The sequence below is a fragment of the Acinetobacter rudis genome (genome assembly GCF_000829675.1).
Lineage (GTDB): Bacteria > Pseudomonadota > Gammaproteobacteria > Pseudomonadales > Moraxellaceae > Acinetobacter > Acinetobacter rudis.
On record NZ_BBRX01000023.1, the window covers coordinates 85,664 to 108,457 of the forward strand.

The 22,794-nt window shown below is 40.3% G+C and carries 15 protein-coding genes and 2 pseudogenes; 3 read left to right on the forward strand and 14 right to left on the reverse strand.

Features of this window, described 5'->3' with window-relative positions; translation table 11 throughout:
• Positions 1–18: 18 nt before the first annotated feature.
• From gltB to pilM, 10 genes and pseudogenes are all read right to left on the reverse strand, one after another.
• Positions 19–4,491: a glutamate synthase large subunit gene (gltB, locus tag Aru01_RS06540; protein WP_171068150.1), complete on the reverse strand. Its 4,473-nt coding sequence runs from the start codon at positions 4,489–4,491 to the stop codon at positions 19–21.
• A gap of 438 nt (positions 4,492–4,929) precedes the next feature.
• Positions 4,930–5,784 carry a hypothetical protein gene (locus tag Aru01_RS06545; RefSeq protein WP_016654830.1) on the reverse strand — a complete coding sequence of 285 codons (855 nt, stop codon included), beginning with the start codon at positions 5,782–5,784 and terminating at the stop codon, positions 4,930–4,932.
• Positions 5,785–5,797: 13 nt separating this feature from the next.
• Positions 5,798–6,883, reverse strand: coding sequence for a 3-dehydroquinate synthase (gene aroB / locus Aru01_RS06550; protein ID WP_040331021.1), 1,086 nt, complete (start codon positions 6,881–6,883; stop codon positions 5,798–5,800).
• An 83-nt stretch (positions 6,884–6,966) separates the two neighbouring features.
• A complete protein-coding gene (aroK, locus tag Aru01_RS06555) occupies positions 6,967–7,509 on the reverse strand; it encodes a shikimate kinase AroK (protein WP_016654828.1) in 543 nt (180 codons plus the stop codon).
• Between the two features lie 36 nt (positions 7,510–7,545).
• Positions 7,546–8,901: pseudogene (locus Aru01_RS06560) on the reverse strand (type IV pilus secretin PilQ); the annotation flags it as partial.
• A 314-nt stretch (positions 8,902–9,215) separates the two neighbouring features.
• A complete protein-coding gene (locus Aru01_RS06565; protein ID WP_016654826.1) occupies positions 9,216–9,770 on the reverse strand; it encodes a pilus assembly protein PilP in 555 nt (184 codons plus the stop codon).
• 123 nt (positions 9,771–9,893) lie between these two features.
• Positions 9,894–10,061: pseudogene (gene pilO, locus Aru01_RS18950) on the reverse strand (type 4a pilus biogenesis protein PilO); the annotation flags it as partial.
• A gap of 12 nt (positions 10,062–10,073) precedes the next feature.
• Entirely contained in the window at positions 10,074–10,496 is a 423-nt protein-coding gene (locus Aru01_RS18955; RefSeq protein WP_016654825.1) for a type IV pilus inner membrane component PilO, read from the reverse strand.
• 82 nt (positions 10,497–10,578) lie between these two features.
• Positions 10,579–11,184, reverse strand: coding sequence for a PilN domain-containing protein (locus tag Aru01_RS06580; RefSeq protein ID WP_016654824.1), 606 nt, complete (start codon positions 11,182–11,184; stop codon positions 10,579–10,581).
• Complete coding sequence (gene pilM / locus Aru01_RS06585; protein WP_016654823.1) at positions 11,181–12,242, reverse strand: type IV pilus assembly protein PilM; 1,062 nt, start codon at positions 12,240–12,242, stop codon at positions 11,181–11,183. Before pilM ends, Aru01_RS06580 begins: the two co-directional genes overlap by 4 nt.
• Before the next feature lie 157 nt (positions 12,243–12,399).
• On the opposite strand from pilM, the gene ponA reads away from it, so the two are divergent.
• Complete coding sequence (gene ponA, locus Aru01_RS06590) at positions 12,400–15,024, forward strand: penicillin-binding protein PBP1a (RefSeq protein WP_016654822.1); 2,625 nt, start codon at positions 12,400–12,402, stop codon at positions 15,022–15,024.
• A 481-nt stretch (positions 15,025–15,505) separates the two neighbouring features.
• On the opposite strand, the gene Aru01_RS06595 is transcribed toward ponA, so the two are convergent.
• The 4 genes from Aru01_RS06595 to Aru01_RS06610 all read right to left on the reverse strand — a co-directional run bounded on the left by Aru01_RS06595 (position 15,506) and on the right by Aru01_RS06610 (position 18,525).
• Positions 15,506–15,724 carry a DUF6500 family protein gene (locus Aru01_RS06595; protein WP_016654821.1) on the reverse strand — a complete coding sequence of 73 codons (219 nt, stop codon included), beginning with the start codon at positions 15,722–15,724 and terminating at the stop codon, positions 15,506–15,508.
• Between the two features lie 155 nt (positions 15,725–15,879).
• Positions 15,880–16,371, reverse strand: coding sequence for a flavin reductase (locus tag Aru01_RS06600; RefSeq protein WP_016654820.1), 492 nt, complete (start codon positions 16,369–16,371; stop codon positions 15,880–15,882).
• A 119-nt stretch (positions 16,372–16,490) separates the two neighbouring features.
• The gene (locus Aru01_RS06605; RefSeq protein WP_016654819.1) at positions 16,491–17,519 is read right to left on the reverse strand and encodes a methionine synthase; all 1,029 of its coding nucleotides are present in this window, start codon (positions 17,517–17,519) and stop codon (positions 16,491–16,493) included.
• A 28-nt stretch (positions 17,520–17,547) separates the two neighbouring features.
• Positions 17,548–18,525, reverse strand: a complete 978-nt coding sequence (locus Aru01_RS06610; protein WP_016654818.1) for a DUF1852 domain-containing protein — start codon at positions 18,523–18,525, stop codon at positions 17,548–17,550.
• A 592-nt stretch (positions 18,526–19,117) separates the two neighbouring features.
• On the opposite strand from Aru01_RS06610, the gene Aru01_RS06615 reads away from it, so the two are divergent.
• Both Aru01_RS06615 and atzF read left to right on the forward strand, forming a co-directional pair.
• Positions 19,118–20,725: a purine-cytosine permease family protein gene (locus tag Aru01_RS06615; protein WP_016654817.1), complete on the forward strand. Its 1,608-nt coding sequence runs from the start codon at positions 19,118–19,120 to the stop codon at positions 20,723–20,725.
• Between the two features lie 232 nt (positions 20,726–20,957).
• Positions 20,958–22,787 (forward strand): allophanate hydrolase, encoded by a 1,830-nt coding sequence (atzF, locus tag Aru01_RS06620; protein ID WP_016654816.1) that lies wholly within the window; start codon positions 20,958–20,960, stop codon positions 22,785–22,787.
• The last annotated feature ends 7 nt before the right edge of the window (positions 22,788–22,794 follow it).

Consider the following 22,794-nt stretch of genomic DNA (forward strand, 5'->3'; position numbering starts at 1 on the left):
AAATTTTGAGTCGTAAAATTATTGAGGATCGGCCTGAGTAGTTTTTAGCAAAGTCTGTAAATTTGCCGCTTTAGGTTTGACTAGCCAGAACTTACGGCTGTAATAGTCAAATTCATTGCGGATTTTATACGCCCAAGCACTGCCCGTTTCAGTAATATGTTCATCCAAAATACGACCCAAGAATTCTTTATGCTCTTCCATCGCTTCAGTCGAAATACGATTCAGCTCAATCAATTCATGGTTGTAATGATCTACGAAATCATTGTCTAAATCGAGTACATAAGCAAAACCACCGGTCATGCCTGCACCAAAGTTATGCCCCACTTTACCCAGTACAGTTACAATTCCGCCTGTCATATATTCGCAGCAATGATCGCCTGCACCTTCAATGACCGCAAAAGCACCAGAGTTACGAACTGCAAAGCGTTCACCTGCTGTACCCGCTGCAAATAATTTACCGCCAGTTGCACCATATAAACAGGTATTACCAATAATCGCAGTCAATTGTGTTTGGAATGGTGAACCTTTTGGTGGGAAAATTGAGACACGACCACCCGCCATACCTTTACCGACATAGTCATTGGCATCGCCTTCAAGTTTGATGTGTAAGCCACCAGCATTCCACACCCCAAGTGATTGACCTGCTGTACCCATCAAGTTCATTTTGATTGGATGTGCTTCCATACTCAGGTTGCCATAACGACGTGCGATCTCACCTGAAATACGTGCACCAATCGAACGATCACAGTTACTTACACGATAATGAAACTCCCCACCTGAACTTGATTCAAGTGCAGGTAACATCTCAGCAACCATCTGTTCAGCTAAGACACCTTTGTCAAATGGTGCATTGCCCTGAACTTGACAATACTGTGCTTTACCTTCAGCAGCAGGATGCGATTGCAATAATGCTGATAAATCAAGGTGTGCATGTTTTTCAGTGTCGCCTGGCAGGATTTCCAATAAATCCGTACGACCAATTAAATCTTTAAGGCTTGATACACCTAAGGCAGCTAACCATTCACGTGTTTCTTCTGCAATAAAGTGGAAGAAATTAATCAACATTTCAGGTTCGCCAATATAGTGGCTATCACGCAGATGATCTTGCTGTGTTGCTACACCAGTGGCACAGTTATTGAGGTGGCAAATACGTAGATATTTACAACCCAAAGCAATCATTGGTGTTGAACCAAAACCAAAACTTTCCGCCCCTAAAATCGCAGCCTTAACGACATCAAGACCAGTTTTCAAACCACCATCGGTTTGTACACGTACTTTGCCTCGTAAGTCATTGACACGTAAAGCTTGATGCGCTTCAGATAAACCAAGCTCCCAAGGTGAACCCGCATGATGAATCGAAGACAATGGTGATGCAGCTGTACCGCCGTCATAACCTGAAATCGTAATAAAATCAGCATATGCCTTAGCTACCCCAGCAGCAATGGTTCCCACACCAGGTTCAGACACGAGCTTCACAGAGACCATAGCTTTAGGATTGACTTGTTTTAAGTCAAAGATAAGCTGAGATAAATCTTCAATCGAATAGATATCATGGTGTGGTGGTGGAGAAATGAGGGTCACTCCAGGCACTGAATAACGTAAACGCGCAATCAGACCATTGACCTTACCACCCGGCAACTGACCACCTTCACCCGGCTTAGCCCCTTGTGCGACTTTAATTTGCAATACTTCAGCTGAAGTTAAATAAGCAGGTGTCACACCAAAACGGCCTGAGGCAATTTGCTTAATTTTAGAATTACGAATCGTGCCATAACGCGCAGGATCTTCGCCTCCCTCACCAGAGTTAGAGCGGCCACCGATGGTGTTCATCGCAATCGCAATTGCTTCATGTGCTTCAGGTGAAAGTGCTCCCAAAGACATCCCCGCTGAGTCAAAGCGCGGCAAGATATCGTCAACAGACTCAACTTGATCAAGTGCAATCGATTGATCTGTTTTAATTTTAAATAAATCACGAATCGTAGCAATTGGACGTGTATTGACTAACTCTGCATAAGCTTTAAAGTCAGTGTAGTCGCCGCTGCGCACTGCTTTGTGCAATGCATTGATAACTTCAGGGTTAAATGCATGATATTCCTTGTCAAAGACAAATTTAAGCAATCCGCCCTGATCAATAGGCTTACGTAATTTCCATGCAATTTCAGCTAATTTTTTCTGATCATTTTCAAGATCTGTAAAAGTCGCACCTTGAATTCGGCTCGGCACACCACTAAAACACAAATCAACGACTTCTGAAGATAAGCCGACCGCTTCGAATAACTGACCGCCACGATAAGATGCAACAGTCGAGATCCCCATTTTTGATAAAACTTTAAGCAGCCCTTTTTCAATGCCTTTACGGAAGTTGGCCTGTGCATGGATTGGATCACCCAATAGCTCACCTTTGGCAATCAAATCATTGATCACGTCATAAGCCAAGTATGGATAAATCGCAGTCGCACCAAATCCTAAGATCACAGCAAACTGATGCGGATCACGTGCTAAAGCTGTTTCAACAATGATATTGGCATCAGTACGCAGCCCCTGTTGAATCAAATGATGATGCACAGCCCCTGTTGCCATCAAAGCATTGGCTGGTAAATACCCTTCACGGATTTTCTTATCAGATAAAACCAATAAAGTTTTACCATCACGAATCGCTTGAGCTGCTGTTTGACAAATGCGTTGAATCGCAGCTTGCAAGCCTTCGTCTTCTGCATAGTTCAAATCAATATCAGCAATTTCATAACCCGCACGCCCTAGTGTACGAATCTGGTGCATTTTTGAATTAGACAGTACAGGACTAGAAATAATTAGACGATCTGCATGTTCTGGACCTTGTTCAAATACATTTTGCTCACGGCCAAGACAGGTTTCTAAAGACATCACGATCGATTCACGTAAAGGATCGATTGGTGGGTTGGTCACCTGTGCAAACTGTTGACGGAAATAGTCCGATACATGACGAACTTGGCGTGAAAGCACAGCCATAGGTGTGTCATCGCCCATTGAGCCTACAGCTTCTTGACCGCTTTCTGCGATTGGACGTAATAATTGATCACGTTCTTCAAAAGTGACCATGAACATTTTTTGTGCAGACTTAAGTGCATCGCCTTTTAAGCCTTGATCACATAAATATTCTTCAAGTTCTGGACTACCTTGCACGCGAATCGAATTCAATCGAAGCCATTCACGATATGGACGCATTTTTTTCAGGTGATTGCTGACATCTTCAGTATCCAGCATTTTCCCAGTCAGTGTATCAACCACCAAGATTTGACCTGGACCGACACGACCTTTTGAAATCACGTCTTCAGGCTCATAGCCCCAAACACCAATTTCTGAAGCCAAGGTAATATAGCCATTTTTAGTGATTACCCAACGTGCAGGACGTAAGCCATTACGGTCAAGCATACAAATTGCATGACGACCATCTTGAATCACTAAACCCGCAGGACCATCCCATGCTTCCATATGTTTAGAGTTAAACTCATAAAATGCACGCAAGTCAGCATCAAGTGTTTCCACGTTTTGCCATGCTGGTGGAACTAACATGCGAAGGGCACGAAATAGATCCATACCCCCACCAACCAAGATTTCAAGCATATTATCTAGACTTGATGAATCAGAGCCAGTACGGTTAACGATTGGATTTAACTCAGTTAATCCTGGTAATAAAGGGTTCGCAAATTTTGGTGTACGCGCCATCGCCCAATTACGGTTTGCAGTAATTGTGTTGATTTCACCGTTATGCGCCACATAACGAAACGGCTGAGCCAAAGGCCACCGTGGCAAAGTATTGGTAGAGAAACGTTGATGAAACACCACAATATGTGAAGCTAATCGCTCATCAGCCAAATCAGTATAAAAATCTGCAATTGCCTCAGGCATCATCAAACCTTTATAGCTAATCACAGTTGAACAAAGCGTTGTCACATAAAAAAGTGGATCTTGTGTCAGTTGTTGTTCTGCACGACGACGTGCAAGGAATAACTTACGGTTGAACTCAACCTCAGTCACACCCATTGGACAATTTACAATGATTTGCTCAAAAACAGGCAAAGACTGTAAGGCAATTTCACCTAAGGCAGCATTATTTGTTGGCACTTCACGCCATGCCAATACTCTTAGACCTTCAGTCTCAATTTCTTTATTTAAAATAGATTTTGCATGTGCAGCAAGTGCTGGGTCTACATTTAAGAACACCGTACCCACTGCAAAAATTTCACTTAAGGTAATATCGCTAAGCTTCTTGGCCTCTTCACGGAAAAATGCTTTTGGCATCGCCAACAGCAAACCACAACCATCTCCGGTTTTACCATCAGCAGCAATTCCGCCACGGTGGGTCATACAACTGAGACTGTGAATCGCCGTTTTAACCAAGTGATGACTCGCATCCCCTTGCATATGGGCGATTAATCCAAATCCGCAGTTATCTTTAAATTCATCCGGTTGATATAAACCTTGGGGGGCTATAGTATTCGGCGATGGCATGTGCATAGCGTACCCTTATATTAGAGGCCCTAAAATAGAGCAAATCGTTTAGTATTTTACTTATGTATCATTACAGCGACAGTGAGACCGCTAAGTTTTAGTAAAGCATGAGTCGGACACTTTGCTGTAGTTTACATTCACTTTAATTGCAAACAGATTTTTCAAATTTTGCACTTATTTAAAGCAAGTAAAACTTCTTTAATTACACACCAATAGGCTTGACCGCGCCAAAACAGGGAGATTTCAGTCTATTAGCATTTTATAAATGCAAAATTGATGCCAACAAAATTAATCAATAAAGTCCGTTATTTTTTCGATATTAAATTGATTGAACACGATTAAATTTAAGTTATATCCAAAAAAATTGCACTTAGAAAGTGCAATTTAATAAAATAAGATAAATATGATGCGCTATTTTAGTACTTGAGAAATACGCACTCAGTTAAATGGATCGATCGAATCTTGATTTCGTGGTGCAGCAGGTTTATCAGGACTATGTGACACGCTTGGTTTTGGTTCAGTTTTCGCTTTAGGTGCATCAACCACTGGAGCTGGTTTAGCTGCAGGCGTCGTTGCTGGTGCAGGCGCTGGCTTGGCTCTTACAGCCTCTGTCACGATCGTTGGTGCAGCGCGTATTTGAGCTAAAACAGACTCATCAATGACTGGTAATGGTGCATTTCTTAAGTTAATTTCATAGATTTTCTGATGATTACCCATCTCTTCACTACCTAAGTCATTCACTAAACTTACGTATTGCTTGAGTTGACGGACTTGAGGACGTACAGAACCTGGTAATTTCACATTAAGTTGATCCATTAACGGCTTAAAATCAGCTTGTTTCTTAAATAGACCATAGGCTAAGACATATTGTTCAGCCTGATTTTCACCACTTAAACGAAAATAAATAAAGTTCTTACGTTCAGGCTGACGCAGTAAAAAACTTTTAATTACATCTTCTTCAGTTGCGCGGAACAACTCAATAGTCCAGCTTTTCTGATTGTCTTCAATAAAGCGTGTACCACGAAACTCTGGATCATGATTACCAGAAGCCACCACTCTGGTGGTGGTTTCCAATGGTCGAACTTCATCGCTGAGCACACCCAAGTCAGTACTTGCTGCAACCTTTTCAGGTTGAATCTGAACTTGAACCTCTTCAATCGGCTCACTAACTTCAACTAATTTTGATTTATCTGTTATTGCCCAAAATATTAGTGCGCCGAATAGACAGCCCACGCCCCCAATCAACCATACTGAGGATCTAATATTTTGCCAAATTGAATGAGATGCCAGCATGAAATAAAGATCCTTAACTTAAGTTCTGATTGGCTAATATAGCTTGATGCATATGTTCAACATCAAAGTCTTTATAGATTATAGCTTGACCAAGTCGTTTCAACAAAACTAATCGCAATTGACCATTTAATACTTTTTTATCATGTGACATATAAGCTAAAAACTCTGTCAATGGAATAGCCGGACAAGTTATCGGTAATTGTGCACGATTAATAATATTTTTAACGCGGTCTAGTTCTGCTTGACTAATCCAGCCCATACGCATCGACAAATCAGCTGCCATCACCATACCTGTTGCTACAGCTTCACCATGTAACCACTGTCCATAACCCAGATATGACTCGATAGCATGACCAAAAGTATGACCCAAATTCAATAAGGCACGTTCACCTTGTTCTTTTTCATCTGCTGCAACAATTCGTGCTTTATGTGCACAAGAGCGATAAACCGCTTCTGCCAATAAGTTGAGGTCACCTGCAACCAATTGTTCCATATGTTGTTCAAGCCAAACCAGAAAATCTAAGTCACCTAAAAGTGCATATTTAATGATCTCAGCCAAACCTGCTGAAAGTTCTCGTTTGTCTAATGTTTTTAGGTGCGACATATCGGCCAGCACCACTTGTGGTTGCTTAAATGCCCCAATCATGTTTTTACCAAGAGGATGATTGATTCCTGTTTTTCCGCCAACACTTGAATCAACCTGTGATAACAATGTCGTTGGAACTTGCACAAAATATACACCACGTTGGAAACATGCTGCAGCAAAACCAGCCATATCACCAATCACACCACCGCCCAGCGCCAATACGGTGCAATCACGGTTAAAACCCGCGCCAAGTAAGGCATCAAAAATCAATTGTAAATGTTCTATGTTTTTATATTTTTCACCATCAGGCAGCACACATGTCGCCAGATCCTTACCTAAACCTTGTAATGCACTGCTGTATTGGTCTAAATAAAGTGAAGCCACTGTTGTATTAGTCACGATCATCACTTGCTTGCCCTGAATATAAGGTGCAAGTAATTGTGCAGTATCTAATTCACTGCCAATGAAAATAGGATAACGACGATCGCCGAGTTCAACATGAAGTGTTTGCATGAGGTGTTGTGCCATTTCAAAAAATCCAAACCGTTCTCTAGATTAAACTAAAGAACGGTTGTTTAAAAACAGATCATCACAGATTATTTAATTTTCTTGTCAATGATCAGTTGCAAAATGCGCTGCGCTAAATCACGTGCAGCACCTTGATTTGTTTCAATAATATAATGTGCCACATCACGATAAAGCGGATCACGTACAGTAAGTAGACTGCTTAACTTTTCTGCGGGGTTCTCGACTTGCAATAATGGTCGATTTTTATCACGATAAGTTCTTTGTAGTTGAATCTCTACAGGCGTATAAAGGTATATCACGATACCACGTTGTTTTAAGAACTCTCGATTTGCAGCTTGGGTTACAACCCCACCACCTGTTGCGAGTACAATACCACTCTTATTGGTTAACTCATCAATCACGGTGGTTTCGCGTTGCCTAAAACCGACTTCACCTTCTTTCTCAAAGATCCAAGGAATATTTGCCCCAGTTTTACGCTCAATTTCGTGGTCACTATCTAGGAACTGTCGGTCCAAAAAGTCAGCCAAATGGCGTCCTACCGTGGTCTTCCCTGCACCCATAGGTCCGACCAAATAAATATTGGGCAGACTGTTAAACTCTTTGCTTGGCAAGGAGTCACCTATTCTATTGCTATGTTGAAATCCATCTTAATGATTTATCAGCAAACTGTCATTAACAATTCTTGGTGTCACAAAGATCAATAACTCACTTTTTTTATCAATTTTCTCTGTGCGCCTGAATAATCCACCGATTGCGGGAAGATTCCCAAACACTGGAACTTTAGTCTTAGTATGTCGACTATCTTGTTCAAAAATCCCTCCGAGCACAACTGTTTCACCATTTTTTACCAGTACATTGGTATTAATTTGATTCTTATTTAAAATAAATTCACCGTTTGGTGCAATTTCTCCAGGCGAATCACTGGTGATTTGCAACTGCATTTGCACCCGACCATCAGGCGTAATACTGGGTGTAACTTCTAGGCTAAGTAAAGCATCCTTAAAAGAGGTCGATGTCGTTGCGAGTCCCCCTGTATTTTCCCGCGTTTGATAAGGAACTTGTCGACCTGCCGCCACATTGGCCTTTTGTTTATCCGCAGTCAGTACCTTTGGCGTAGAAATCACTTCTGCAGAACCATCAGCTTGTAAAGCAGATAACTCTAAGTCGAGTACTGCATCCGTTAAATTGATTAAACCAAAGGCAATTTTGCTAGCACCAGCACCACTGACACCCAAATCAATATTTAAGTTACTGCTCAATAAACCGTTGTTACTGCCTTTGGTCATTGCTCCCCATTTCACCCCAAGCTCTTTGGTAAAATCTGTTGATGCACGAATTACCCGTGCTTCGATCATCACTTGACGTACAGGTACATCAAGTAAGGCAATCATTTTGCTAATTTGCTCTAGTTTTTCTGCACTATCCATGAGCACAAGTGTATTGGTCCGTTGATCTACTGCAATACTGCCACGATAACTCAATAGACTTCCCCATGCTTCATCTTGCTGTTCTGTCGATTTTTTCTTTACTTCAACTGCCTGATGATCATCAAGATTTTGCTTAGACTGCTGTATTAGTTTTTGGATATCACTTGCTTTAGCATATTTAAGCTGTAAATAGACGGTATGAAGTACCGCACTTTTTAAATGCTGTGCTTGGGCCTGTGCTTCTTCTGCCTCTACTTTACTCAGCTCAGCCATGGGGGCAATCCAGATCGCGTTGCCTTGATGACGTTTGGCCAATCCCTTACTCTTAAGCATGAGATCAAGTGCTTGATCCCAAGGCAAATCTTTTAGGTGTAATGTAATATTGCCCTGTACCGAATCTGCAGCAACCAAATTTACTCCTGTGTAACTCGCTAAAAGCTGTAGCACACGGCGTATTTCAATATCCTGAAAATCAAGAGATATTTTCTTACCTGAATAAACTGGCTTGTTGTCTTCTACAGCAGCATTTGCAGACTTAGATACATCTAAAGCAGACTGTTGACCCTTTTCAGCTTGTTGCACTGATGTAGTTGCATCAAGCGGTTGTGGTTGTGCAGCCTTTAATGCTGTGGGCTGTGAATCTATTTTGTCGAATACGATGGGTTTAGGGTTAACCAATGGAATATCTGCGACTTTTGGCTCGATAACTTTTTCTGGTGCTAATGCTTTGACTGTTTGCGGGTTTAGATCAGTTTCTATTGATTTGAATGTTTTAGGCTGTGCCCCCGCCTGAAGGCTTAAAAGTAAGTAAAGTAAAATCCACAGCAATTGCCTCTTCATCACATTGACCTCCTGATTATTATTTTTAGTTTTTTCATCAACAGACTTTTTTACTTGGGCTTGTCTAAAATTGGCTTGTTACTCAACTCACTTCCAGCGACAGAACGTAATAGACGACGGCGTTTTGTCACATAGCCCCGCTCTCCATCTAAAACCATTTCAAGCAACTGGATTTGAAATGCATTAATCTGAATGACCTTGCCTTGGTAAAGCCCCATATATGAGCCAAGCTGTATACGTTCTAGACGGCCGTCGGGAGTCTGCACTAAGCCAATATATTTTCCTGATTGAGTGCGAAAACCACCTTTAAAACTCAGATCATCTAAAGAAAACTGCTCCAAGGGTTGTCTTAACCGTAGTTGTTGATTCCTCATTAAACGGCTACTGAGATGAAACTTAGACTGTAGTGAATCTGGCACAAAGGGACTCTTCAAATGATGTGCACTATATTTAAAGCGTGGTACAGGGTGAAATATTGGCCGCTCTACAGTTTTTGTAGATTTTAACTGTCTGATCTTAGACATTTCCTGACTCACTACATCAATCTGTGAATCACAAGCCAACATGAATAGTGGCATGATATAAACGAAGCCTGTTTTCTTCATAGTGCATGTCTCAAAGGACTTATTCGTCACTGAACTTTTTTTTAGTCATCATATTTTTTTGTTTACTCAGTTCTCACATCATTATTGTTCTGTCCTAACTCTAATCTTATTTGACCTTATTTTTCACTGCGACTTCTGAGCAGTAGACAGATACGTTTTCGCGTGCAATTGATAATGGAGCAAAGGCGTCTGGGTTGTACTTCTTTGTGCTGTATCCACCTCGATATTAAAGTCATGTAAGGTGACTAAATAAGATAACTCAGCGATCTCACTGACAAAATGTCCAAGAGCATGATAATCACCTTAAACCTCGATCTCTATTGGCTGTTCTAATAAAAAGTTGTATTGCGTAGTCGGTTCAAGATGGATGTTGATCATATTTAATCCCAACTTCTGCCCAATTTGATGCAAGGCAGTTAAAAGTGATGGAATCTGTTGTTGCTGAGGTAATTGTTTAAGTTGCTGTCTAAAGTAAGCATTTAATTGTTGTGTATGTTGCTGTTGATACTTAAGCTGCGTCAATTTCTCGTGTTGAGTACGAAAGTCTTTCAGTAATTTTAGCTGTTGCAATTTTGCTTGTTGATAGGCTGTAACTTTAGGATCAATTAGCACAACATAACCAAAACTCAGCACAACGATAAAAAGTAAGATCCAACAAAGTAACTTTACTGCGATGGGCCATCTTGCATAATGCTGTAGATCAAACTGTTTTAATTGTTGAATCAAGCGAATAACTCACTATCTAGAAACATTCAGCATAAAGAGATCATTAAATCGATCAGACTTGGCTTCGTTCATCGTGTTCTCCCTATGGAGATTGCGCTTTAGGTTGATCAAGCGCGATATTGCCCAAATCTACAGTAACCACAAAATGACCATAACGTTCCTCATGTCGCTCAGATACAGGCTGTGGCAATGTTGCTGGAGCATGTAAATCAAATGAGCGCATCAATGCATGTTGAAACCAAATTGAGCTTTCAAGTCGATGCAACAACGTAGCAACAGCGTGCGGATGAGCAGCACGCCCTTCAAGAGTGAGTGTATTGGCGCTACGATGTAGTTTATTTATATAGATGTCAGTAGGCAGTAAGCGCACCAATTCATCCATTAATCGTGCCGTCACGGGTCTTTGCCCCTGCAAGGTATGAAGCAATTGCATCTGTTGGAGCTGCACTTGGTGTTGCGTATTTAAACGCTCTGCATGTTTAAGCTGTAACTCAAGCTCCTGTTGAGTGCTCGAAATCAATTGATTGGACTCTACCAAATCCTCTAACTTATAAGTCTGATATGACCAGATGAGCAGTAGTAAAAACAATGCAAATAAGGTGACTGTACTAGAAATCACGATGAACTGTTTTTTTAGTTGCTGATGATATTGTTCACGCCAAGGCAGTAAATTAATCTCAGCTTTCATATTGCACACCTTAAAGCTAAACCACATGCCAACAATAATGTAGGTGCATCACGCTGTAACTGCTGAAGATTTACTTGTGCAGACATATTCATTTGAATAAAAGGATCCACAACTGAAACCGAATAAGCGAGTTTTTGTTGTAATAATGCAGCGAGACCTGTGATTTTGGCACATCCACCAGCAAGCCATAAATGTTCAATAGGACATGCAACATGGGATCTTTGAAAAAGCTGTAATGAGTTTGCGGCTTGCTGTGTCACGGCATCAAGAAAAGGGCTTAACACTTCTACAAAATAATCATCTGGTAGATTCCCTCGATGTTTTGCATGCCCTGCCTCAACCCACGATAGTCCATAATGCGTCTGTATATGCTGGGTGAGTTGTTGACCACCAAATAAATGTTCTCGACTATAAATCGTGCTGCCTTGAACAAATACGGTTAATGTTGAGGTGTAATGTCCAATATCGAGTAGTGCTACAGTGTCGCCTTGCTTCATCATCTGATCTGCCATATACCCATAGACACGCTCTAGGGCATAACGTTCGACATCAACAATTTGCGTATTTAAACCAGCCAACTCCAATAACTCCACCCGAGCATCAAGATGTTCTGTTGGTGTAGCGACCAATAAAAACTGACATAAAGCGGATGATGTTGCATCATTTGCAATATAAGTAAAATCCAAACTCACTTGATCTAATGGAAAAGGGATATATTGTTCTGCCTGAATACGGATCTCTAATTCTTGTTGTTCTTCTGACAGGTTTTTATCTATTTCTATCAATTTATCAATAACTAAGGCTGTTGGTATCGCTAATGCAGCGCGCAAACATCGCGGGTTAGCCATGTGTAATGCGCGCATCAGTGCATCAATGACGGCGTCCTTGTTGAGAATATTTTTTTCAAGCACACAGCCTTCATCTAAAAGGCTTACACCATAGCTTTCAACTTGATACCGTCCATTTTTTTTAGAAAGTTCTAGTATTTTGACAGCTGTAGAACTAATATCTACACCTATTAGTAGCCGCTTGTTTCGCCTATAGAATAGTCCAAGCACGGTTTTTTCCTATTTTTTTTGCCCAGTAACCTAAACGCAAAGCTGTTGGTCTTATTTTTGTCTTAGACTGGCACCTTCATCTAACAATCAATTAGATGAGAAGTTATACTGACCAGCAATTATGCTTGCCAAGAGCTCATATTAAAACTTACTTGTTATGAAAAAGCTATCCAGTTCAGGTTCAGTCCATCCGTTTTTTTTGCTGATCATCATCTTGTTGATTGCGATTCCTATGGGCTTTTATGGGATGTATTTATACATCGCCCCATCGCTCCCAGATATGAAATCACTCAAAAAAGCGCCGTTGATTAAACCACTGCAAGTTTACAGTGCTGATAATCAATTGATTTCCGAGTTTGGCGGTAAATTGTCAGTGCCTGTGGAGTATGAGCAGATCCCCCCACATTTTATTCATGCATTTCTAGCTGCTGAGGACTCATCATTTTTTGAGCACAGCGGTATTAGCTTTAAAAGCCTAGGGCGTGCACTGAGTGAAAGTTTGTCTGGTTCTGATGTACAGACAGGTGGTTCGACCATTACCATGCAGGTGGCAAAAAACTATTATCTGAGCCCTGAAAGAACATTAAAACGTAAATTAACAGAAGTATTTTTGGCACGTAAAATCGAACAAAGCCTAACAAAACCAGAAATTTTATCTTTATATGTCAATAAAATTTTCTTAGGTAAAAATGCCTATGGTATCGCTGCGGCAGCCAAAATTTACTATAACAAAAACCTAGATGAACTCAGCATTGCTCAAATGGCCATGATTGCAGGCCTACCCAAAGCACCATCAAAATATAACCCTGTGGTAAATCCTGAACGTGCGCTTGAGCGTCGTAACTGGATCTTAGGTCGTATGTTGCAATTGGGTTATATCAATCAAACCGAATATCAAAAAGCTGTTGCAGAACCGATTAACCTTGATATGCCAGACCGTGGTATTAACAATCGATTTCTCTATGTAGGCGAAATGGTTCGTGCTGAAATGGTCGATAAGTTTGGTGAACAAGCTATTGATTCAGGCTATAAAGTTTATACAACCATCGACTCTAAACGTCAGGAATATGCTGAAGAAGCGGTACGTAAAGGTTTAGAAGCTTACGATCAACGTCATGGTTGGCGTGGAGCAGAAGCGCATGACAAACCACTAGAAGAATTTATTCCTTATGCAAACACTTTCCCTGCCAAAGTCGTAAAGGTCAACAGCAGCAGTTTTGAAGCACTCATGCAAAATGGCAAAACTGTGACTGTGGGCTGGTCAGGGATGTCTTGGGCACGTCGCTATATTAATGCCAACAGTGTAGGTGGTGCGCCAAGTAATGCATCACAAATTGTGAAAGTAAAAGATATAATTCGTCTTCGTCCAAATGCTGATCAAAGCTCTTGGGCGCTAGTGCAAGTACCAAACGTTCAAGGTCAATTGATTTCCATCAACCCAAATGACGGTTCAATTGTTGCGATTGTTGGGGGATATAACTTCCACCAATCTAAGTTTAACCGTGCAATCCAAGGCTGGCGTCAGCCTGGTTCGATCATTAAGCCTTTCGTTTATACCCTCGCTCTTGAACGCGGTATGACACCTTATACCATGCTTAATGATAGTCCAATTACCATTGGTGGTTGGTCACCTAAAAACGCTGATGGCCGTTATCTAGGGATGATTCCATTACGCCGTGCATTATACTTATCGCGTAACACAGTATCGGTACGTCTACTTCAAGATGTCGGTATTGAACGTACACGCCAGTTATTCATGGACTTTGGCTTACAAGAAGATCGTATTCCACGTAACTATACAATTGCATTAGGTACACCTCAGGTATTACCTATTCAAATGGCAACGGGTTATGCATCTATTGCAAATGGTGGTTATCGAGTTCAGCCTTATTTCATCAACAAGATTGAAGATGCTTATGGGAAAGTCATTTATCAGGCTAAACCAGAATATGCATGTATTCAATGTATCGCCCAAGATGCAGCTGAGAAAAAAGAACAAGTGAGTGCAAGTAGTGCAACTCCAGATGATGAAGTGTTCCAAGAAAATAAACCTTCTTCTGCACCAGCATCTGCAGCTGTAGCAACGACCCGTGAGTTAACCAAAGAAGAGAAGAGCCAATATCGTCAGGCACAACGCATTATTAAATCCAGTTCGGCATTTGATATGGCCAATATCTTACGTGATGTAATTGTGCATGGTACAGGCCGTGCTGCACTAAGAATTGGACGAAATGATCTTGCAGGTAAAACAGGAACCACCAACGATGCCAAAGATGCTTGGTTTGCAGGCTTCAATGGTAAACTAGTGACCGTTACTTGGGTCGGTTTTGACCGTCCGACCACATTAGGTCGTCGCGAGTATGGTGGTATCGCTGCCCTTCCAATTTGGATTAACTATATGGACCAAGCATTGAAAGGTACACCACCAGCTTGGGTCAGTTTAGATATCAATGCAAAAGCCCCACTATCACGTGAAGAACGTGGGAATGCTCCACAACAAGTGACAGAAGGCCAGAAGGACGAATATCGCACCTCACCTCCTTTAGCTCGTCCATTGTATCGACCTGCACCAGTCACACCGCCACGTAATCCGTCAAATGACTTTGCCGACTTACCTGCACCTAAACCTGTTGTACGTAATAACACCACGACAACAACCACCAACAACACCACGACAAGTATCACCACTCGTCCTGCAAACAGTGGTAATAACAGTGGTTCAGCGCGTAAACCTGCAGCTGCTCCGGACTCACTGGAAAACTTGATTAATGAAATTCAATAAAGCGGGCTGATGAGTCCGTTAAACACTAAAAAAGCCAGCTGACGCTGGCTTTTTTAGTATTAGTGTAGATCGATTAGGTCAAGGTCTTAAAGCTCATTAGATGCTCATTTTTAACACATGTTATAGTTCTAGATCATTTGAGCCCTTTCCACAGCGAAGCCCAATGCACAGACTTTTCTATGGTTTTTTAATCTCATTCATGTTAATTCTATTAAAATATTGAGTACCTTAAACCAATTCATAACGATGAAATATTTAAACTTTAGATATTTTTTAAAATCTTACATAGTATTTTTTTCAGCACTGGCGATCTTCAGTGCTGGATTAATTGCCCAGCAACTTATTGAATTTAACTTTGAAGAAATGTTTAAGCGGTTAAAAAGCCTCTGTGTATTTCTAATATTTCTATTACTCGGCATACATTATCAAAAAATTCAGAAATGGCTAGAATTGAACTGGAAATAGATATCAATATACAACCTCAAATCTCATTGAGAACAAGTTGTTTGATCCGAGTAGCTTTTTCAAAATGATCTAGTTTATGTTGCATAATCCACCAATGCGCGGCTTCCATTAATAATTCAGGATCATCATTTTTATTTTTAAAAAAAGCATAAAAAGAAAGGCCAACGTTATCGCCTTTCTTCTCAATTTTGGCGTCACAGCCACGAATAAAAACTTCTTGTAACTCTTTTCTCATATTGGGGATAACCTGAACTCATGCTATTCATTGAATAGACTGAGTCTACTCAAAGCAATATCACGATTCAATTTTCGCTGAGATTATTTTTTATAAATATATTCAATCAGGATCTTTTCTCACTCCTTTTAAAGGAATGAGAAAATAAAGTGACTTTAAGCGATTTTGACTTGCCCTACAGGATGATAAGCACGATTAAAATAAACTAAACCTTGCTCATGCTGGTTTTGTTGTATATCGACAATACGACAAATAAAAATAGCATGCGTACCCACTTCTTGAATTTGCTCAATCTGGCAATCAAAGCTGACCAAGGAGTCTTCTAAGACTGGGGCGCCAGTGGCTAGCTCAGTCCAAGTACCATTTTCAAACCGTTCTTCGGCAGTCATTTTTGATGAAAATGCTTGGGAAATATGTTGATGCTGAGCACCTAAGACATTTACTGTCAAAACTTTATTTTCAATAAAATGTGCATGTGAGCTAGAAGCTCTATTCATACAAACCAATAATGTTGGAGGCGTATCAGTGACACTGCATACAGAAGATGCAGTGAATCCATAACGACCAGACATGCCTGCCGTGGTGATCACATTTACTGCACCCGTTAACAAAGACATCCCATTTCTAAAGTCTGTTACTTCAATCATCACTTTATTCCTAAAACCAACTGACCTTTTCTCTTCTTTGAACTTAAAAGTTATCTGTCTGATCGCAAATACCCGATTGGAGCAAACAGATAACCCTTTATACATCACACGGCTATTGATTAACCTGCGAGTTCTTTACGAATGATTTCCGCACCTGCACTCAGGGCATTGAGTTTGCCTCTCGCCACTTGGCGAGCCAAAGGTGCCATACCACAGTTCGTTGAAGGATAAAGCTTATCAGCATCTACAAATTGAAGTGCTTTACGTAATGTATTCGCAACTTCTTCTGGTGTTTCAATATCGTTGGTTGCCACATCAATCGCACCAACCATCACTTTTTTACCACGAATTAATTCAATTAAATCCATTGGAACGCGAGAGTTTTGACATTCTAGCGAAATAATATCGAGATTAGACTTTTGCAATTTTGGAAAAGCTTCTTCGTATTGGCGCCACTCTGAACCCAGTGTTTTTTTCCAATCAGTATTAGCTTTGATACCATAACCGTAGCAAATATGTACGGCAGTTTCACATTTAAGACCTTCGATTGCTCGCTCTAAAGTCGCAACACCCCAGTCGTTAACTTCGTCAAAGAATACGTTAAATGCAGGTTCGTCGAATTGAATAATGTCAACACCAGCAGCCTCTAACTCTCTAGCTTCTTGATTGAGAATCTTGGCAAATTCCCAAGCCAATTTTTCACGGCTTTTATAATGATTATCATACAGCGTATCAATCATGGTCATTGGACCAGGTAAAGCCCATTTGATCGGTTGATCAGTGAGTTGACGTAAAAACTTTGCATCTTCGACAAAAACAGGCTTTTGACGTGCAACAGCACCAACAACTGTTGGAACGCTCGCATCATAACGATCGCGAATACGTACAGTCTCACGTTTCTCAAAATCAACACCACTGAGGTGTTCGATAAACGTGGTGACAAAATGTTGACGTGTCTGTTCGCCATCACTCACGATATCAATGCCTGCTTGCTGTTGTTCATGTAAAGCTAAACGCAAAGCATCTTGTTTACCTTCAAGCAATTGTTCATCTTGTAATTTCCAAGGTGACCAAAGTTTTTCAGGTTCTGCAAGCCAAGATGGTTTTGGTAGGCTGCCAGCAGTTGAAGTCGGTAATAATATTTTCATGTTCAATAATCTTATCTATTTGGATGAATTAAAGCGCGTAATTTGCAGCCCACTGTTCAAGAATGTTTTGGTATGGCTTGATAAAGCACTCTTCAGTGAACTTACCTTGCTTAACCGCCAACTGACTACGTTCTTCTCGATCATAAACAATTTGAGTCAGAGAAAAATCTGAGTTTTTCAAACTTGGTTGATAGCACTTACCTGCCGCTGCATTGGCATTGTAAATCTCTGGGCGATAAATTTTTTGGAATGTTTCCATGGTACTGATCGCACCAATCAGTTCTAAATTAGTGTAATCAGCAAGCAAATCACCACGGAAATAAAATGCCAAAGGTGCAACACTGTTCGCAGGCATGAAGTAACGAACCTCTAAACCCATTTTCCCAAAGTATTGATCAGTCGAAGAAAATTCATTTTGCTGATACTCAACACCTAAGATAGGATGTACGTTTTCAGTACGGTAATAAGTTTTGCTACTAGAAACACTGAGGCAGATTACAGGTGCTTTACTAAAGTTTGCTTTATAGGCATCAGAGTTCACGAAGTACTTAAACAACTTGCCATGCAAGTCACCAAAGTTCTCAGGAAGGCTAAATTTCGCTTGATCTTTATTATGTTCTGAAAGCAATACACTAAAATCATAATCGCGAACATAAGAAGAAAAGCTATTTCCTACAATACCGTCAATGCGCTGATTATTTTTATGATCAATAATATTGGTCTTTAAAATTTCGATAATTGGGAAGCTTTCACCTTTACCCTCAATATCCATGTCTACAGAAACGATCTCAAGCTCAATCGCATAACGATCACCATTCGGGTTGTCCCAATCAGCCAAATCATTGAAACGGTTGTTCATCATTTTTAGAGTATTACGCAAGTTTTCTTGGCGACTTTCTCCTCGTGCCAAGTTAGCAAAGTTAGTCGTAAGACGTGTGCTGTCTGCAGGATGATAATTTTCATCGAAACAAATGCTCTTAACTGAACATGTAAACTCTGTACTCATGGTGATCTAATACCCTAATTTCTGAGAAAAACTCTAAATTTATTTCGCGCTCTTTCTGGACTTTCCAATTTCTTTGTGGTCCTCCCAGTCAATAATATTCTCAGCTGTTTGATTGTTGGGCCAGCGGGCCAACTCAAAATCAACGATCATATTGTCTATGTCTAAGAGCTATGCTGAGATTTATACCCGAATCACTACATGAATAAAAACGAGTTAATTTCACAAAAAAGTGAGCTAAATTCATGATGAGCTTTTTGCTATGTTAGAAATATTCAGTTTTCTATTTGATGACAGTGAGCAAGTAGGCTCAAATCTTCAGTTACAGATTTTTTGAGAAGGTAATTTGCATTTAGATCCTAAAATTTTTTAATCTAAATAAATGCAAAAATAATTTTATAAAACAAAAGCATAAAATCTGATAGCTATATGACCATAAATATTCAGCGCGGTGCATGCTCTGACCCAGCATCTAAACCCATTAATTTTTTATATGCTGACTATGTTACCCAGAGCCACTCACCCACTGATTAGCTCAAATTGCTTGGCATATAATTTGCTCCCTTGTATACAAGACCAACCTTGAGGTATCCGTATGCAAGATGTGACTTTAAATCCACCCAAAGAAAAACACCCAGATAAAGCCACCAATGAAACACTTGAAGATTATACGCTCAGATATACCCCACATAGCTTTCGGCGTTGGAGTCCTCGAGTTGTTGCAATTACTGCGCTAGGAGGAATTGCCTATCTCGCTGACTTCTCAATTGGTGCAACAATTGGAATGGCTTATGGTACAAGCAATGCAATTTACGCTATTTTATTTGCAGCAATCATCATCTTTATTACCGGTATTCCACTCGCCTACTATGCTGCTCGTTACAACATCGACCTTGACCTCATCACACGTGGAGCGGGTTTCGGCTATTTTGGATCAGTGATTACAAGTATTATTTTTGCAAGCTTCACATTTATCTTTTTTGCGCTTGAAGGTTCAATTATGGCGCAAGGCTTGCTACTCGGATTAGGGATACCTTTGTGGGCAGGCTATCTGATTTCTACCATTATTGTCATTCCGTTAGTTGTTTACGGTATGAAAGCACTGAGTACACTACAGGTTTGGACAACCCCAATTTGGTTGATTTTAATGATTAGCCCTGTCGCTTATCTCATTTTCAAAGAGCCAAATCTTATCAGTTCGTTTACACACTATTCGGGTGAAAATGGCTATGCGACTTTAGATATGGCAGCGATCATGCTTGGTGCTGGAGTTTGTTTATCCTTAATTATGCAAATTGGTGAACAAATTGATTACTTGCGGTTTATGCCAGCTAAAACAAAAGAAAATAATCGTTCATGGTGGATAGCTGTTATTTCAGCTGGCCCAGGTTGGGTTGTTCTTGGTGCTATTAAGCAAGTTATTGGTGCATTTTTAGGCTTTTATCTTATTACAAAAATACCCGGTATCAATTCGACCGAGCCTGTCCAACAATTCAATACTGCATTTCATGAGATGCTACCTGGTTGGTTAGCATTGAGTTTAGCAGTCATCCTTGTGGTCATTTCCCAAATTAAAATCAATGTCACCAATGCTTATTCTGGGTCTTTGGCTTGGACAAGTGCATATACACGAGTCACGAAAAAATATCCTGGTCGAATTGTCTTTGTCATACTGAACTTGGTTGTTGCATTGGTTCTAATGGAAGGAAATATGTTCGCAATGTTGGGTAAAATATTAGGATTTTATTCAAACTTTGCAATCGCTTGGGTTGTTGTCGTTGCTACTGATATCACTGTGAATAAATACCTATTAAAACTTTCTCCTAAACACCCTGAATACCGACGTGATATGTTATATGACTTTAATCCAGTAGGTTTAGTTGCATTTGGTGCTGCTGCGGGCTTATCTATTGCTGCATTCTTTGGTTTTCTTGGTGATTTTCTCTCTTCCTATTCGCCTTTAATTGCTTTAATTGTTGGATTCATTTTAACGCCTATTATGGGAATCCTCACCAAAGGCAAGTATTACATTAAGAAATCTGATGATGGTATTGCAGAACCACGTTTTCATGATGAAGGCACACCTGTTGCCACGGTTTATGCCTGCGTATCCTGTCATCAAGATTATGAACGCCCTGATGTGATGTTTTCGAGCCAGCATAATAATATTATTTGCTCTTTATGCAAAACTTTAGAGAAATAATCAAATAAAACAACATCATAAAACAAAAAAAAACATCATAAAAAGATTGATTAAAAATATCACTTAGCGTGATATTTTTTATTTTGAACTGAACAACATTGAGTCACTTATTAAGTTTTTTTACACCACGCTAATCAATATTACGCAGCTTTTTATATTTTTATAAAATTTTGAATTGGTACGAATTGTGCATTTATCAATTCTGACCTGCATACAATATTGGATTCAAACAATGTTTCTAGAAAAAACTTATGGTTGGACGATTCACCATTGGCAACAAGCTTATCAAAATAATGAAATAGTTATTGAGCAGCTCATTGATCTGGTCAGTGAGTTGGATCAAGAAGATAACGCATGGATTTCAATTGCAAATATTTCACAAATTCAACAACAAATTGATCAAATTCATTTAAATACAAACCACGCTCAGAGTATTTACCAACAGTATCCACTCTATGGAATTCCTTTTGCAGTGAAGGACAATATTGATGTTAAAGGTTTTGTAACTACAGCAGCATGTCCACTTTTCACTCAACCTGCAAAACAGGATGCTACGCTGATTCAGTTACTTAAACAGGCCGGAGCAATTGTTATTGGCAAAACGAATCTGGATCAGTTCGCGACTGGGTTGGTTGGCACCCGATCCCCTTATGGTGCTGTGAAAAATAGCTTTAATCCTAAGTTTATTAGTGGGGGGTCGAGCTCTGGTTCAGCAAGCGTAGTTGCTCGTGGTATTGTCCCATTTTCTTTAGGGACAGACACTGCTGGATCAGGCCGTGTTCCAGCTGGATTTAATAATATTGTTGGGCTCAAGCCAACTAAAGGTCGCTTTTCTAATTACGGTTTACTGCCAGCATGTAAAAGTATCGACTGCATTTCCATTTTTGCTTTAACTGTTATCGATGCCGAATTTATTGCTAACCTTGTTGAAAAGTATGATGAAAAAGACAGCTATTCGAGAGTAAATCCAAATACTGCTCCTGCCCGCTTTTCATCTAAAGTTCATTTTGCACTTCCCTCAAAGCTACAGTTCTTTAATGACCAATACTCCGAACAGGCATTTGAGCAAGCAATCAAATTATTAGAAGATTTCCAAGTCACGATCACACAGATAGATTTTAGTGCCTTTGAGAAACTTGCGAATCAACTGTATCAAGGTGCTTGGGTTGCAGAAAGAACAGCTGCTGTAGAAGATTTTTTAAACCAAGATGAGCACCAATTTGACCCAACTGTTTTAGAGATTATTAAACAAGGTCATCAATATAGTGCTGTTGATGCTTATAACGCTGAATATTTAAAACAGGATTTAGCACGTGAGATTCAGCAAGCACTGCTAAAGTTTGACGCATTAATTGTACCAACATCGCCAACCATACACAGCATCGAAGAGATGAAACTTGAGCCGATAAAGTTTAATTCTCAATTCGGCACTTATACCAATTTCACCAATTTAGCCGATCTAAGCGCACTGGCCTTACCCGCAGGATTTAGAGCCGATGGATTACCATTTGGTATTACCATAATTGCACCCGCATGGCATGACGCCGCATTGGCCCACTTTGGTAAACTTTGGCAGAATTTTATTGATATACGATTGGGTGCTACAGATAAGAAAAATTCTTCAGCTTGCTTGAAACCAACCTCTTCAAATCACCATATTCGAGTTGCAGTTGTAGGTGCGCATTTGACAGGTATGCCACTTAATTTCCAACTGATTACGCGCAATGCCGTGCATATCGAAACAACAAAAACAGCAAGCAAATATTCACTCTATGCATTAAATGGAACTAGCCCACCAAAACCAGGTCTGGCTCGAGACGAAACTGAAGGTCGGTCGATTATCGTTGAACTTTGGGATATTCCGACTGCACGATTTGGAGAGTTTGTAGCTGAAATACCACCACCGCTTGGCATAGGCAATATAGAACTTAAAGATGGTCGCTGGGTAAAAGGGTTTATCTGTGAACCCTATGGTTTAGAAGATGCCGAAAATATCAGCCACTTTGATGGATGGCGTGCATATATCCAACATTGCAACAATCTAGCATCAGCAACTCATTAAAGGGGTG

Bases quoted from the DNA above. Each gene is read 5' to 3' on its own strand.
- gltB (WP_171068150.1), bottom strand. From the start codon at position 4,491: ATGCCATCGCCGAATACTATAGCCCCCCAAGGTTTATATCAACCGGAT.
- Aru01_RS06545 (WP_016654830.1), bottom strand. From the start codon at position 5,784: ATGCTGGCATCTCATTCAATTTGGCAAAATATTAGATCCTCAGTATGG.
- aroB (WP_040331021.1), bottom strand. From the start codon at position 6,883: ATGCAAACACTTCATGTTGAACTCGGCGATCGTCGTTATCCTATTTTC.
- Aru01_RS06565 (WP_016654826.1), bottom strand. From the start codon at position 9,770: ATGAAGAAAACAGGCTTCGTTTATATCATGCCACTATTCATGTTGGCT.
- Aru01_RS06580 (WP_016654824.1), bottom strand. From the start codon at position 11,184: ATGAAAGCTGAGATTAATTTACTGCCTTGGCGTGAACAATATCATCAG.
- ponA (WP_016654822.1), top strand. From the start codon at position 12,400: ATGAAAAAGCTATCCAGTTCAGGTTCAGTCCATCCGTTTTTTTTGCTG.
- Aru01_RS06595 (WP_016654821.1), bottom strand. From the start codon at position 15,724: ATGAGAAAAGAGTTACAAGAAGTTTTTATTCGTGGCTGTGACGCCAAA.
- Aru01_RS06600 (WP_016654820.1), bottom strand. From the start codon at position 16,371: ATGATTGAAGTAACAGACTTTAGAAATGGGATGTCTTTGTTAACGGGT.
- Aru01_RS06605 (WP_016654819.1), bottom strand. From the start codon at position 17,519: ATGAAAATATTATTACCGACTTCAACTGCTGGCAGCCTACCAAAACCA.
- Aru01_RS06610 (WP_016654818.1), bottom strand. From the start codon at position 18,525: ATGAGTACAGAGTTTACATGTTCAGTTAAGAGCATTTGTTTCGATGAA.
- Aru01_RS06615 (WP_016654817.1), top strand. From the start codon at position 19,118: ATGCAAGATGTGACTTTAAATCCACCCAAAGAAAAACACCCAGATAAA.
- atzF (WP_016654816.1), top strand. From the start codon at position 20,958: ATGTTTCTAGAAAAAACTTATGGTTGGACGATTCACCATTGGCAACAA.